At 67.2% G+C, this 14,296-nt stretch carries 7 protein-coding genes; 1 reads left to right on the top strand and 6 read right to left on the bottom strand.

The window, feature by feature from the left end; genetic code table 11:
* On the bottom strand, positions 1–364 hold a 364-nt coding region (locus BN1127_RS03495; RefSeq protein ID WP_042648509.1), incomplete at its 3' end, for a hypothetical protein.
* Positions 365–574: 210 nt separating this feature from the next.
* On the opposite strand from BN1127_RS03495, the gene BN1127_RS03490 reads away from it, so the two are divergent.
* Positions 575–1,513 (top strand): ABC transporter substrate-binding protein, encoded by a 939-nt coding sequence (locus tag BN1127_RS03490; protein ID WP_042648508.1) that lies wholly within the window; start codon positions 575–577, stop codon positions 1,511–1,513.
* Positions 1,514–1,596: 83 nt separating this feature from the next.
* On the opposite strand, the gene amoH is transcribed toward BN1127_RS03490, so the two are convergent.
* From amoH to amoB, 5 genes are read right to left on the bottom strand one after another with little or no spacing between them, the layout of a single operon-like run.
* Positions 1,597–3,159 carry an amonabactin biosynthesis glycine adenylation protein AmoH gene (amoH, locus tag BN1127_RS03485; protein ID WP_042648507.1) on the bottom strand — a complete coding sequence of 521 codons (1,563 nt, stop codon included), beginning with the start codon at positions 3,157–3,159 and terminating at the stop codon, positions 1,597–1,599.
* Positions 3,156–9,470, bottom strand: coding sequence for an amonabactin biosynthesis non-ribosomal peptide synthetase AmoG (gene amoG / locus BN1127_RS03480; RefSeq protein ID WP_042648506.1), 6,315 nt, complete (start codon positions 9,468–9,470; stop codon positions 3,156–3,158). The genes amoH and amoG overlap by 4 nt, the downstream gene beginning before the upstream one ends.
* A gap of 14 nt (positions 9,471–9,484) precedes the next feature.
* On the bottom strand, positions 9,485–10,234 hold the full coding sequence (amoA, locus tag BN1127_RS03475; RefSeq protein ID WP_042648505.1) for an amonabactin biosynthesis protein AmoA: 750 nt from the start codon (positions 10,232–10,234) through the stop codon (positions 9,485–9,487).
* 29 nt (positions 10,235–10,263) lie between these two features.
* Positions 10,264–13,365, bottom strand: a complete 3,102-nt coding sequence (amoF, locus tag BN1127_RS03470) for an amonabactin biosynthesis non-ribosomal peptide synthetase AmoF (protein WP_042648504.1) — start codon at positions 13,363–13,365, stop codon at positions 10,264–10,266.
* Entirely contained in the window at positions 13,362–14,285 is a 924-nt protein-coding gene (gene amoB / locus BN1127_RS03465; protein WP_042648503.1) for an amonabactin biosynthesis bifunctional protein AmoB, read from the bottom strand. Before amoB ends, amoF begins: the two co-directional genes overlap by 4 nt.
* Positions 14,286–14,296: the final 11 nt, after the last annotated feature.

Below are 14,296 nucleotides of genomic sequence, written 5' to 3'. Positions count from 1 at the left end.
GTGCGCGGCGCACCCCACAGAGCGCCACCCCCAGCCCCGCCAGCTGGCTGTGGCTGATGCTCCCCTCCATTCCCGCAGGCCACAGGGGCTCGCGGGCGCTCCCGATGGCAACTCCCTTCCCCGCAAGGCCAAAGGGGCGCAGGGCCTCGCGGGCCGCGAGGCGCCCCGCCAGAAACTCCCCCAGCCGCTTGGGGGCCGCACGCTGCAGGCTGGCGGGCAACGCCATGTCGTGGACCGCGAAGCAGGCGGGGGTAAAGGCGGCGGCATCGAAGCAGATGCGATGCAGGGGCAAGGGGGGCGTTCCCGGCAGCAGCAGGTGATCCCGTTGCAAAAGGAAGGCGGTGAGAGGGGATAAGGGGGGCATCTGGGCTCCTCGCAATGGCGCCTCATGGTAACAAAACCCCAAGGGCAGATACCACAAATACAAATGACAATGTTTCTCACTTGCGCTATCTGTGATAGCATGTCCCGCCCATTTGGACCCCGGTTTCAGGCTGACTGGCAGGCACAACCAACAGGGGCCGCCCTGCATGGGCCAAGAGTGCCGCCGATTTCACCCATTAAGGATGTAACCATGAAGATCTCCTCCCCCCTGGCCGCCGCGCTCATGCTGGCCAGTCTGGTCGGCTTTCAGGCCCAGGCAGGCACCCGCCAGGTGCTCGATGCCAACGGCCAGACCCACACTGTCCCCGAGGCGCCCCAGCGGGTCGTTGTGTTGAGCGAGCTCGATCTCGACAGCGCCCTGACCCTGGGGGTGCAACCGGTCGGCACAGTCAACGGTCGCGGCCAGTCCACCCTGCCCCGCTATTTGCTGGACAAGGCGGGCAAGGAGATCCAGGTGGTCGGGGATCTGGACAACCCCAATCTGGAGAAGCTGATAGACCTCGAACCGGATCTCATTCTCACCGGCCAGACCAAGCCCGAACTCCTGGCCCTGCTCAAGGAGATAGCCCCCACCGTCGTCACCGGCAACTGGGGCGAGCCCTGGAAAACCGTGTTCAACCGCAGCGCCAATGTGATGAACAAGGAGGCCGAGGCCAAGGCCTTCCTCGCCCGGTATGACGCCCGCCTGGCAGAGGCCCGCAGCAAGCTCGCCAAGCACCAGGGGGAGCAGGTGAGCATAGTGCGCTGGAACCCCAAGGGGCCTAGCTACATGCATGGCGGCACCTTCGCCAGCAGCGTGGTCACCGAGATGGGGCTGGCTCGCCCGGCCCACCAGATCGGCGACAAGAGCCCCCACTCCCCGGCCCTGAGTCTCGAATCCCTCAACCTGCTGGACGGTGACTGGCTGGTGGTCGGCACCCTCAGCACCAGCGGCGATGCGGTGGATGCCATGAAGCAGGCCGAGCAGACCCCGGCCTTCCAGCAGCTTGGCGCCATCAAGGGCAAGCGCTTCGGCGCCGTGGACGGATCGCTGTGGACCTCCACCGGCGGCCCCCAGGCGGCCCTCAAGGTGATCGACGACGTCGAGCATCTGCTCACCAAGCCGGACGCGGCCCCCATCGCGCACTGATCCCCATCTCGGTTGACTGCCAACAAGAAGCCCGCATCATGCGGGCTTCTTTGTTTATCAACGCTTGCGAGCAACGGGCAATGCTACTCCGGCAGGGGCAGCGCCTTTCTGTCCAGTTTGCCGCTGCCGGTCTTGGGCAGGGCATCCAGCAGGATGAGCCGCGCCGGCACCATGTAGTGCGGCAGCGTCGCCTGCAGCCCCTTGCGCAGGGCGAGGCGATTGAGGGTCACCCCGCTTTTCACCTCCACGTAGCCCACCAGCATGGCCTCGTCCCCCTCACCCACCAGACGCACCGCTGCCTCCTGCACCCCTGCCTGGCGGCGCAGTCCCGCCTCCACCTCGCCGAGCTCGATGCGAAAGCCCCGCAGCTTGACCTGATCATCGCGCCGCCCCAGATAGAGGAAGCGGTCCGCCCCCAGCCGGCGCACCCGATCGCCGGTGCGATAGAGGCGATGGGTGGCAAGGCGCAGGAAGGCGGCGCTGGTCAAGGCCGGCTTGCGCCAGTACCCCTCGCACAGGGCCGGGCTCTCGATGCAGAGCTCGCCGCACTCCCCCTCCGCCACCGGCAGCCCCGCCTCGTCCAGCACCCAGTGCCGATAGCCGGGCAGGCTGTGGCTGATGGTGATCTGGCCACCAGCCGGTGGCCAGCGCACCTCGCTCACCAGGGACCAGACGGTGGCCTCGGTGGGCCCGTAGCAGTTCCACAGCCGCCGGGTGCGGGCACAGAGCTGCTCGGCCAGACCTGGGTCCAGCGCCTCGCCGCCGCACAGGGCGGTGAGGGTATTGCGTCCCTGCCAGCCGGCCTTGAGCAGCATGCGCCAGCAGGCCGGGGTGGCCTGCAGCCAGTTGATGGAGGGGTCGCCCTCGAGCAGCGCCAGCATCCCCAGCGGATCCTTGTTGTGCTCGCCGCCGGCCACCGTCAACCGGCCCCCGCCCCAGAGCGGCCCCAGCATCTCCAGCAGGGAGATGTCGAAGGCCGGGGTGGTGATGAAGAGCCAGTGGCAGCCAGGTGAAAGCCCGAGCCGATCGCGGATCCCGTCGAGGAAGCAGAGCAGGGCCCGCCGGCTGATGACCACCCCCTTGGGCTCGCCGGTGGAGCCCGAGGTGAACATCATGTAGGCAGCCAGGGCGTCGTCCACCCTGGGCCAGGAGAGAGCCCCGCCGGGGGCCGGCCCCTTGAGGGGACGCAGGGGGCAACCGAAGTCCGGGGTCCCCGCCTCCTCATCGCAGATCACCGCCGAGAGCCTGGCCTGGCGGGCTATCCCCTGCAGCCGCTCCAGGGGAAAGTCCGGCTCCAGCGGCACGAAGCAGAGGCCGAGCCGCAGGCAGGCCAGCAGGCTGGCCACCAGATCCGGGCTGCGGGAGAGATAGAGGCCGACCCGCTCTCCCACCGCCAGCCCCTGCAGGCGGGCGGCAATCTGGCCGACCCTTGCATTGAGGGCGCCGTAGCTGAGCCACTGCCCTGCGGTTGCACCGTCACGGATCTCTGCCATTTCCACACTCATGCCCACGCCCATACGGATGGCGGGGGCCAGCGGGGTGGCGGCCAGACATGCCGCCAGCCGCGCGCCCAGGTTGGCCGCCCCCTCACGGGGGGCAAGCCGGGTTTGCACGAGCGAAGCCTCATGCTTGATGGTCACCGTCATAGTGCGGCCTCCGTTTGGCGCACCAGCCAATGCCGATAGAGCCGGCTGGGTGATGGGTGGGCCTTGAGCGTCTGCAGGGTGAGCGACGCCCGATCCTGGCCAAACGCCTCGTTGAGGGCCGCCAGCAGGGCGAGCTGCTGCACCGAATCCACCCCGAGTTCACACAGGGTCTGCTGCCAGATGCCGGGCACGCCGCACAGGCGCTCCCACAGGGCCACCAGCCTGCGGGCCTCGGCCGGCGGCTGAGCCAGACCGGACTCAGCCTTGGTTGCGGCCACTTGTGTGACAGTCGATGGTGTGGCTGTCGCTTGTGTAGCTGCACCTTGCGCTGGGAACGGCGCGGCCGCCGCCACTCTGGCCGGCTGGCCCAGATCCGCCTGCGCCAGCCAGTCGAGCTCGGCTAGCCAGGCAGCCAGCACCGCCTCGGCCCGGGCCTCGGGGATCTGCTCGCCGTCGAACTCGAGGCGCAGCTGGAGCGTCTCGCCCCGGCTGCTGACCACCAAGGAGAGAGGAAGCTCCACCTTCTCCACCACGGCGCCAAAGCGCGGCACCAGCTGGTGGGGTTCGGGGGCGGCAGGGGCCGCCGGCATGGGGTAGTTCTCGAACACGAACAAGCTCTGGAACAGACGCGCCCGCCCTTTCGTCAGTGCCGCCAGCGACTGGGTGCCGTGCTCGTTGAGCGCCATCAGGTCGGTCTGCAACTGGGCGATATGCTCGGCCAGGCTCAACTCGGTGCGCCACGCCAGCGCCAGCGGCAGGCTGTTGATGTAGAGCCCGACGCTCGCGGTGATCCCCTCGATGGGGTAATCCCGGCCCGGGGTCACGTTGCCCACCAGGGTGACGGCATCGCCAGAGCGGCGTGCCAGCAGACGGTGCCAGGCATATTGGGCCAACAGGCCCGCGGTCACGCCAAGCTCGCGGGCACGGCGCGCCAGCAAGGTCGCCACCTCGGCCGGCAACGCTGTGGCGCACACCGCCGGTCGCTGCTGGGTATGGCGCCCGCTTGAGCCTGCGTCCAGCGTCACCCCGAACAGGCAGGCGAGATCGTTAGGCGTTGCCAGTAGTTCGCCCCGCCCCTGCCAATAGGCGTCGGCGCTGCGGGTTTGGCTCGCGATATGGCGGCCAAATTCGAGCCAGGCGGTATCCGGATCGCGCTGGGGCAACAGGCCGTTCATCAACGCCTGATAGCCGCGATGCAGCGCCCCCAGCAACACGGGGCCGCTCCAGCCATCCAGCACGCCGTGATGGGCGCTGAAGATCACCTTGTGGTGATCGGGGGCCAATTTGAAGCAGGCAAGGCGCAGCAGGGGCGCCTGCTCGAGCGGGATCGGGCGGGCCAGATCCTGCTCGCGGTAGGCTTGGACCCGAGCCTCTGCCTCTCCCACCTCATTTCCCACTTCAGACAAGTCCTCATAGTGGAATGGCAACTCGGCGCGCTTCATGATGCGCTGCAGTGCGACCCCGTCCGCCAGCACCAGTTCGCTGCGAAGGGCCGGCCAGCGGGCGATCTGCCCCTGCCAGGCCTGACGGTAGACCGCCACGTCCAGCGGCTGCTGATAGTCGATCTCGGTCTGCAGATGATAGGCCGTGTCACCGGGCACCAGCGCCCTGTGATGGAACATGCTCTGCTGAAGCGAGGTCATGGGCAGCAGGGTCTCCACCTCGCGTCCGCTCAGCACCCCATCGAGCGCAGCTTGCGAGAGTCCAAGCCCAGGGAAGTCACTCGGGGTATGGCGCGGAGCATTCACCGCGCAGCAGTGCTCCACCAGCGCCGTCAGGTTGTCCGCCAGCCGCGCCATCAGGGCGTCGCTCGCCTGCTGGTTGAGGGCGCCCACCTGACGCAGGGTGAGGCGGCCATCAAACACGCCCCCGTGCAGGCTGACCAGCTCGCGCGGCAGGTTGTCAGGGGAACTGGGTGCCCCCGGCGCCAAGGGCAGAGGCTGCCAGGGCTGAGCAGCCTCGCCCTGATGGCTGACCCCCAGATAGTTGAAGACCACCAGGGCTTCGGGCAGTGCCCAGCCACGTGGGTGGTGCAGCCGCAAGGCGTTGAAGCCTACCCCCTTGTCCGGCACGGCGCGCAACTGCTCCTTGGTGGCGCACACCAGCGCGTCCCACTCCTTGGCATCCGCCAACGCCAACGGGTAGGTGCTGGTGAACCAGCCGAGGGTACGGCTCACGTCCAGTTCCGCATCGATGGCCTCGCGGCCGTGTCCTTCCAGCATCACGCAGTGACGGTTGCCGTAACCCTGCTCGCTCAGGGTACGGGTCAGTGCCGCCAGCAGCAGGTCGGGCACCCGGGTGAAGTAGGCCTGGTTGGCGGTGTCGATGAGACGAGACGTGGTCTCCTGACTCAGTTGCAGCAAACTGGCAGCGGCGCGGCCACCGGCGGCGCGTCGCTCCTCCAGCAAGCCTGGCTTGCTGGCCTCCCCCTGAGCCAGCCAGAAGCCAAGCTGATCCTCTTCCCGTTTGGCGTAGGCCGCGAGCCCTTCGCCCCACTGGCGATAGCTGCTGCCCTTGGCGGGCAGCGGCTCGCCCCTGCTCACCCGTGCCAGATCTTCGGCCAGGATGCGCCAGGAGACGGCATCGATGACCAGGTGATGGAAGGCGAGGAAGAGCCCCTCCACCGTCTCGCCCTCGCGATCCCCCTCGAGGGAGAGATTGCGCAGGCGGGCCCAGGCCAGGGTGTGGCCGCTGGCGGGGTCGAGATCCCCCTGCAGCTCGGTCAGGCGGGCCTGCAGCTCGGCCTCATCGAGGCTGCCGGCATCCAGGGTCGGCAGCGGCGGCAATGGCAGTTCGGCCAGGTAGCGCTGGCCGGTCGGGGTCACCGCCAGACGCAGGGCATCGTGGTGCTGGCGCAACGCATCCAGCCAGCCGCGCAGGGCCTCATCGTCCACCCCGGCCGGCAGGCGCAGGATCACCCCCTGGTTCCAGTGACCGGACTTGGCAAAGCCCTGCTCGAAGAACCAGTGCTGAATGGGATGGAGCGGGAACTCGCCGGTCAGGCTGCCCTGCTCGCTCCTGTGGCTGACAGCCTGCTGCTGGCCGAGCTGGCGGCAGAGGCGGCGTACCGTCTTGGCTTCGAACACGTCCTTCACGCTGCAGTGCAGCCCTGCATCCCGCAGCCGGGTGGTGAGCTGGATGCTGAGGATGGAGTCACCGCCTAAGCGGAAGAAGTCATCCTCCACCCCGAGCGGTTGCTTGAGCACCCCTTGCCAGATGGCGAGCACGGTCTGCTCCAGTACGTTTTGCGGCTCGCCCTTGCTCTGCTGCCAGACGATGGCGGGCAGGCGGCGCAAGTCCAGCTTGCCGTTGGGGGTGAGCGGCATCTCGGGCAGCCAGCAGAGGCGCGCCGGCACCATGTATTCGGGCAGACACTCGCCGGCCCGCTGCAGCAGGGCATCGCCGTCGGGCTTCCTTGCTCCGGCCTGCAGACAGGCGTAAGCGAGCAGACGCCCCTCCTGCACAACCATCTTGATCTGACGGATGGCCGGGCACAATTCGGCAAGCCGGGTCTCTATCTCCCCCGGCTCGATGCGATAGCCGCGCAGCTTGATCTGCTCGTCTATCCGGCCCAGATACTGGATGTTGCCATCGCGGCGCAGCAGGGCCCGATCGCCGGTACGGTAGAGGCGACAAGTACGACCCGCCAAGGCGAGCTCGATAAAGGCCTCTTGAGTACGCTCAGGCAGATTGAGGTAGCCGCGGGCCAGGCCGAGGCCAGCCAGGCAGAGCTCGCCCGGCACTCCCACCGGGCAGGGGTTGCCCGCCTCGTCCAGGATCAGCGCCTTCAGGTTGTTGACGGGTCGACCTATGGTGATGGGCGCCCCCGGGGTGAGCCGCGCGCAGAGTGCGGTGACGGTGCATTCGGTCGGGCCGTACATGTTGAACAGGGCCACCCGCTCTCCCCAACGCTCCACCAGGCTGCTCGGGCACGCCTCGCCACCAAAGCCGATGGCCTTGAGGGAACCGAGATCCGCCGCTGGCAGCAGGTTCGCGAGCAGGGCGGTCGGCAAAATCATATGGCTGGCACCACAAGCGATCGCGGCACTGATCACCCCTTCGCCCGGTTCGCCGAAGTGCAGGGCCGCGCCGCAGTACAGGGGCAGCAAGCTAGTCATGTTGCCCGCATCAAACGAGAGGGACATGCAGTTGAACATGGCCCCATTCTGATCAAGGGCGATGCGTTCACCGTGATCTGCCATCAGGTTGACCAGGCTGCCCTGCTCCACCATGACCCCCTTTGGCAGGCCGGTGCTGCCGGAGGTGTAGATGATCTGGGCCAGCATGGCGGCGTCCCGAGGCAGTGCCGGCGCGCTGGTTGGCATCTTGTCCAGCGCCAGCTGGTGCAGGTTGTGGTAACCGGCATCTGTGCCCTTGATGGCCTCGGCAAGCCGGGCATCCGGCTCTCCCCCGAGCACCAGCGCAATACTGGCGTCGCTCAGGATATGGGCCAGCCGCTCGACGGGATAGGCAGGGTCGAGGGGTACATAGGCCGCCCCCACCTTCCAGCAGGCGAGCAGGGCAATCACGAAAGCGACATCGCGTCTGGCTTGGATGCCGATGGCGGCGCCCGGGGTGACGCCCTGAGCCTGCAGCCAGTGCGCCAACCGGTTGGCACGCTCCTCCAGCTCGCCATAGGTCAACGATTGCGCACCGTCGCTGACCGCCAACGCGTCCGGCAACTGAATAGCGCGCCGCTCGATATGGCAGAGCAGGGTGTCGCGGCTCGGGTAATCCGGCGGCAGGTCTGCAAGCTCGGCGGCGAGCGCTGCCTGGTCGGTGCCCGCCTCCAGCGGCAACTGCCAGATGTCGGTCTCGGGAGCCGCCACCACGGCGCACATCAGGTGCAGCAGGCGATCGGCAAGAGCCTGGATGGTCTCTCGCTCGAACAGGGCGGTGGCAAACAGCCAGTCCACCCTGACGGAGTCCATCAGCTCGGTCACCTTCACCGAGATGTCGGTCTTGGCCGGCAGCACAGGCGAGGTCTCCTCCACCAGCTGGCAGCCGGGGATGAGATCGTTGAAGTCCACCTTGGCCTGATAGACCAGCATGATCTGGAAGATGGGGTTGATGGCGGTAGTGCGATCGGCGCCGATGGCCTCGGCCAGCGCCTCGAAGCGGTAGAGCTGGTGATCAAAGGCCGCCAGATCCTCCTCCCGGCACTGCTGCAGATAGTCGACAAAGCTGGGCCGGCCTTCCAGCTGGGTGCGCAGTACCAGGGTATTGACGAAAAAGCCCACCAGCGACTCGATCTCGTGGCGCTCGCGATAGGCGAGCGGGGTGCCGATCACCACCTCCTTCTCGCCGCTCTGACGCACCATCAGCAGGGCAAACAGGGCGTGCAGACCGATGAAGTTGGAGGTGCTGTGCCGTTGGCACAGGCGCTTGAAGCTCTCCCACAGGTCGCTCTCGATGGTGGAGAAGACCAGCTCGCCGCCACTGTCCTGATGGGCCGGGCGCGGCTTGTCGAGCGGCAGGCCGTGCACCTCGGGGCTGCCACCGAGCCGGTCGACCCAGAACGGCTTGAACTCGGCGTGATAATCGAGGAAACGGTCCGAGTTGAACCAGCGGGCATAGTCGATGCAGGTGAGCGGCAGCTCGCTCACCTGCAGGGATTCGCGATTCTGGTGGGCAAGAAAGGCGCACTTGAGATCCGCGAACATGTTCTTGACCGACCAGCCGTCGGAGATGATGTGGTGCTGGGTGATCAGCAGCACGTGCTCGCGGCTGCCCAGCCGAATAAGATGCACCCGGCTCAGATCCCCCTGGGTCAGGAAGAAGGGGCGGCCTATTTCCTCGCGCACCCGGCGGGCCACATAGGCTTCGCGCTCGGCAATGGGCTCTGCGCTCACGTCCTCAATCTGCAACTTGAAGGGGGTGTGGGGCAGGATCTCCTGCGCCCCCCTGCCCGCCTCGTCCTTGATGAAGCGAGTGCGCATGCTGGGGTGGCGGGCAAACAGGTGGTCGAAGGCAAACTCCAGCGCCGCCGTGTCCAGCTCTCCCTTGACGCGAAAATAGACCGGCATGTTGTAGAGGTGGGAGGCCTCCTCGTACTGCTCGATAAACCAGAGCCCGCTCTGGGACGAGGAGAGCGGCCCCTGCCGGGCACCCTCGGAGGCGATGGGCGCCTCGAAGGCGACACGGGCCGCCAGGCAGCGCACCAGCTCATCCTTGTGGGCCTTGATGGTGGCGCCGATGGCCGGCGTCACCGCCTCCTTGCTCGACTGGGAGATAAGCTGGCCCTTGTCGTTCAGCGCCAGCTTGACCCCCTGCCGTTCCAGCTGTTTCAACAGCAAAATCATATTGTTCATCTGTTTCTCAAGCCTCAGGCACTCAGGGTGGCGCCGCCGTCGACGACCAGATCCTGCAGCGTGATGTGGCTGGCCAGATCCGAGGCCAGGAAGAGGACGGTATGGGCGATCTCCGCCGGGGTGGCTACCTTGCGCAGGGGAATGCCGAGCTTGAACTGCTCCGGCAACCCGGCAATGGTGCGGGCCATGGCCTCCTCGCTTGGCAGCATGCCGCGCAGCATGGGGGTATCCGTCGAGCCCGGCGACACCAGATTGGCGCGTACGCCGAAGGGGGCCAGCTCCAGCCCCACCGTCTGGGTCAGGCTGGTGACCGCCGCCTTGGAGGCGCAATAGGCCGCCATCTGCATGCGCGGCACATGGGCGGCGTTGGAGCCGATGGTGACGATGGCGCCGCGCTGCTGCCCCTTGAAGTGGGGCACCAGGGCCCGCAGCAGATAGAAGACGCCGCTGGCGTTGACCGTCATGCAGTCGTGCCAGTCATCATCGCTCAGGGCGTCGGTGGAGCCGAGGCGCAGCACCCCGGCCCCGTTGACCAGCACATCGAGCCCGCCGTCCGCCAGCAGCGCTGCGCAGCAGGCGTTGACCGCCTTCGAGTCGCCAATATCGAGCAGCCGGGTGGCATAGGGGTAGTCGGCTTCGGGAAACGCCAGATCCAGCCCCACCACACAGGCGCCGGCCGCCACGAACTGAGTGGCCACCTCGCGGCCGATGCCGCGCCCGGCCCCGGTCACCCAGACCCGCTTGCCAGTGAAATCAAAGGCCATTTTTCGCTGATCCTTCGTCATCTTGCTCATCACCACACCATCTCCACGCTCTCTTCGTCCTCGGAAAGCAGGCCGTCGAGGAAACGGCAGAAGTCATCCAGCCGAGGGTGATCGAACACGTCGGAAACCTTGACCTGCACCCCGAACTCGGCGCCGAGCCGGTTGACGATCTGGATGGTTTGCAGGGACTGGCCCCCCAGTTCGAAGAAGTTGTCGGCGGGCGCCATGGTGGCGAGCCCCAGGATCTGCTGCCAGATGGTGCCGACCCGGTTCTCGGTTTCGCTGCCCAGGGTCAGGGCTTCGCCGCCCGCCTGGTAGGCGGCCAGCAAGGCCTTGCGATCCAGCTTGTTGGAGCCGGTGCGGGGCAGCTGGTCATAGTGGCGATAATCGGTGGGGATCATGGCAGCAGGCAGCACCTTGGCCAGCTGCGCCTTGATGACCCGGCTGTCGCGCTCCGGCCCCGCCACGAAGGCCACCAGCCGGCGCACGCTGCCGATGCTCACCCCCTGCACGCACGCCTCGTCCACCCCGGGCAGGGCCAGCAGCTGGGCCTCCACCTCGCCGGGCTGGATGCGATAGCCGCTTATCTTGAATTCGTTGTCGCGCCGGCCGAGGTAGACCAGCCGGCCAGCCACCAAGCGCACCCGATCGCCGGTGCGATAGACAGGCATCTGCTCCACGCCAACCCGCAAGGTATCGAAGCTGCCTTGCACGCCCCCCACATAGCCATTGGCCAGCTGCGGGCCGAGCAGCACCAGCTCACCCTCGCTGGCGGGTTGCTCCCCCGCCCCCAGAATGAGCGCCTGCATGCCGGGCAGCGGCAGGCCGATGGGCAACTGGGCCTGGCTCGGGTCTTCCTGTTGCAGCTCCTGGGTGGTCACCACCACGGTCGTTTCGGTGGGGCCGTAGGTGTTGAACAGGCGCACATCGGAGCGGCCCTGGTGCTGCCACTGGGCCAGCTGCTCGGGGTAGACTGCCTCGCCGCCGATGATGACGGTGGCCAGATTGGCAGGAATGTGAGCCTGGCCCGCCGTCAGCGCCACCACCCACTCGTTCCAGAACGCGGTGGGCAGATCGAGGTGGGTGATCCCCATCTGCTCCACCCCGGCCGCAAAGGCGGGCATGGATTCGAGCAGGGCGTCGGTGCGCAGCACCAGGGTGGCACCGGCGCTCAGGGTGGCGAACACCTCCTCGATGCTGGCGTCGAAGTTGAAGGGGGCGAATTGCAGCATCCGCGCGCCCTCGCCCAAGTGGTAGCGGCAGCGGGCGGCGGCGGCGAAGTGATCCAGCGCGCCGTGGCTCACCGCCACCCCCTTGGGCAAACCGGTCGAGCCCGAGGTGAACATCAGGTAGGCGACGGCGCGGCCGGCGGCCGGCTGGTTGAGCCGATCATCGCTCACCAGATCCCCCGCCAAGAGCGTGTGCCCCTCAAACAGGCTGGCCAGCTTGTGACGGTACTCGGCCTGGGTGATCAGGGTCTTGACCTCCCCCAGCCGCAGAATATGGCCCTGGCGCTCCAGCGGCTGCTCTGGATCGAGCGGCACGTAGACGGCGCCGGCCAGCAGCACCGCCAACTGGGCGAAGATGGCCTGGGGGGTGCGGGCCAGCATGACCCCCACCTTGTCGCCGGGGGCGACGCCTGCGGCCTGCAGGGCAACTGCCATCTGTTCAGATCTGGCCAGCAGCGCCTCATAGCTGAAGCGGGTCTCTCCCTGCTCCGTGCTCTGAATCAAGGCAATCTTGTTCGGGGTCTGGGCGGCGAAGTGGCAGAGCGCCTCCAGCACCGGCCGCGCCTTGATCACTTCATGGGCGGGGCCGGCGATCAGGGCCCTGGCCCGCTGCTCGGCCAGCCAGTCGGCCTTGATCGCCCCCAGCGTCTGGGCGGGCTCGGCCAGCCAGCGGCCCAGCAGGGCAAACAGGGTATCGGCAATGGCTGCCAAATCCGCCTGCTGGTAGCAGCCGGGGTTGGCGTCCAGATCCAGTCTGGGCTGGCCATCGACGCCGACCTGTACCTCGATGGTGAGATCCTCCACCGGGCCGGCGCTGATGTTGAGAATATGGGCAGATAGCGGCCCAAAGCGGCGAGCGTGATCAAACGGCATGATGTTGACCAGCGGGCCGAACAGCCGCTTGTCGCCCCCCACCAGGCCAAGGTCGCGGCGCAGCAGCTCGTAGCGGTAGTGCTGGTGTTTGCGCACCCCGCGCTTGGCCTTGGCCACGGCGCCGGCGGCCCCCGCCAGACTCAGCCCCTCCTCGAGCTCCAGAGCAAGGGGGGTGATGTTCATCTGCATGCAGGGCACGGTCAGGGACGCCGAGCCGATGCGGTTCATCATCATCAAGCCGAGCAGGGTCTTATCCTGGCCGCTCGACAGCGACAGCTGGGCAGAGAGGCCGGCCAGCAGCAGATCGGGCCAGCCCAGCTTGTGCTCGTCGGCAAAGCCGGTCAGAGATTGCCACAGCGCCGCCGGCAGCGGACGGCTCTCGCGGATAAAGTCGGCGGCAATCGGCGCCCGTAACGAGCCAAAGGATGTCACCTCGGGCCAGGCTTGCAGTTGCTCCTGCCAGAAGGTGCGAGCGGCGGCGTTCTTGCCGCTCTGCTCGCGGCTCGCCTCTTCGGCCAGCACTTCAGCCAACGAGCCGAAGGGGGATGGGGAGTTCATCTCACCGGCCAACCCCTCTGCGTACAGCTCGGCGATGCGCTGGAACAGCAAGGTGGTACCAAAGCCATCCAGCGCGATATGGTGCACGCAGCTGTAGAGATAATCGCGGCCAGGGCCGCGCAGCAGGGCGAAGCGGCAGGGCGCCTCTTGGGTCAGCTCGAACGGGCGGCGCAGATCGGCCCAGGCCCAGGCGCGGGCCAGCGCCTCGTCATCGCGCTCGAGGGAGACCTCTGCATAGGCCAGGGGCTGCTCGGCCGAGACGAAGCAGACCGCCTCCTTATCGTCTTCGAAGTGGCCCTTGAGCGCCTCGCACTCCCCCACCGCCTTGGCAAGGGCCGCGGCCAGCACGGCCGCCTCGACCTTGCCGTCGAAGGCGATGCACTCGGCGGTGTTGAACATCGCCTTGTCGTCGTTGAGCAGATGTCCGGACCAGAGCCCCTGCTGGGGGATGGTCAAGGGGAAGCGGTTCATGGGGTCACCTCCAGCGCCTGGGCTGCCAGCTTGGCCTCGATGAGGCGCCACCAGCCGTTGAGGGTCGGCAGCTTGGCGAGATCCACGAAGCCCAGCTCCACCCCGGCGGCGCGCCACTCGGTGAGCAGGGCCATGATCCGCACCGAATCCAGACCGTAGTCGATCAGGTTCTCGTCGGGATCAAACTCCCCTTCGTCCTCGTCGATATGGCTCAGCAGCCGTGCCTTGAGCCCCTCATACGTCAGCAACGGATTGGTCAGGAGCGGACTGGTCTGGGCGGCAGAAGCGGAGACCGGGGCGAGGGCCAGCACCTCCTCGCAGCGGATCACCTTGCCGCAGCGGGTCGCCACGTAGTCCAGCGCCATCTGGTGGTCGGCCAGGGAGAAGTCCGCCACCCCGTCCGCCAGGAAGAAGGGCTGGATGTCGCGCATGAAGGCGTCGCAGGCGGTCATCATGCAGCCGATATGGCCGTAGATGCCGCCGATGATCAGCTGATCCCGCCCCAGCGCTTTGAGCATCTGCTCCAGCTCGGAGCGCTGGAAGGCGCTGTAGCGCCACTTGACTAGCACGGTGTCGTCCCGCTCCGGGCGCAGCGCCGCCACCACCTGCTGCTGCTCGGGCCGCTTGTTGAGACCCGGGCCCCACATGTCGTTGAGCAGGGCGCGATCTTCAGGGGATTGATCCTTGGGCTGGGCGGTGTAGAAGACCGGGATGCCGAGGGCCTTGCACTGCTTGCGCACGGCGGCCAGGCGCTCGGTGAGTTCCGCGATCAACGGGCTGTTTTCACCATAGAAGGCGGTGAAATACTCCTGCATGTCGTGGATCAGCAGGGCGGCACGCTTGGGATCCAGGGTCCAGTCGACCTTGTTGGCCTTCCACTGGCTGGGCATGGCGTAGTTGTTCAGGGTTGGGATAGCCATAACGTCATGAT

The organism is Aeromonas media, assembly GCF_000819985.1.
Classification (GTDB): domain Bacteria; phylum Pseudomonadota; class Gammaproteobacteria; order Enterobacterales; family Aeromonadaceae; genus Aeromonas; species Aeromonas media.
The sequence above is the reverse complement of the archived record's forward strand: the minus strand, read 5'-3'. Positions and strand labels throughout refer to the sequence as shown.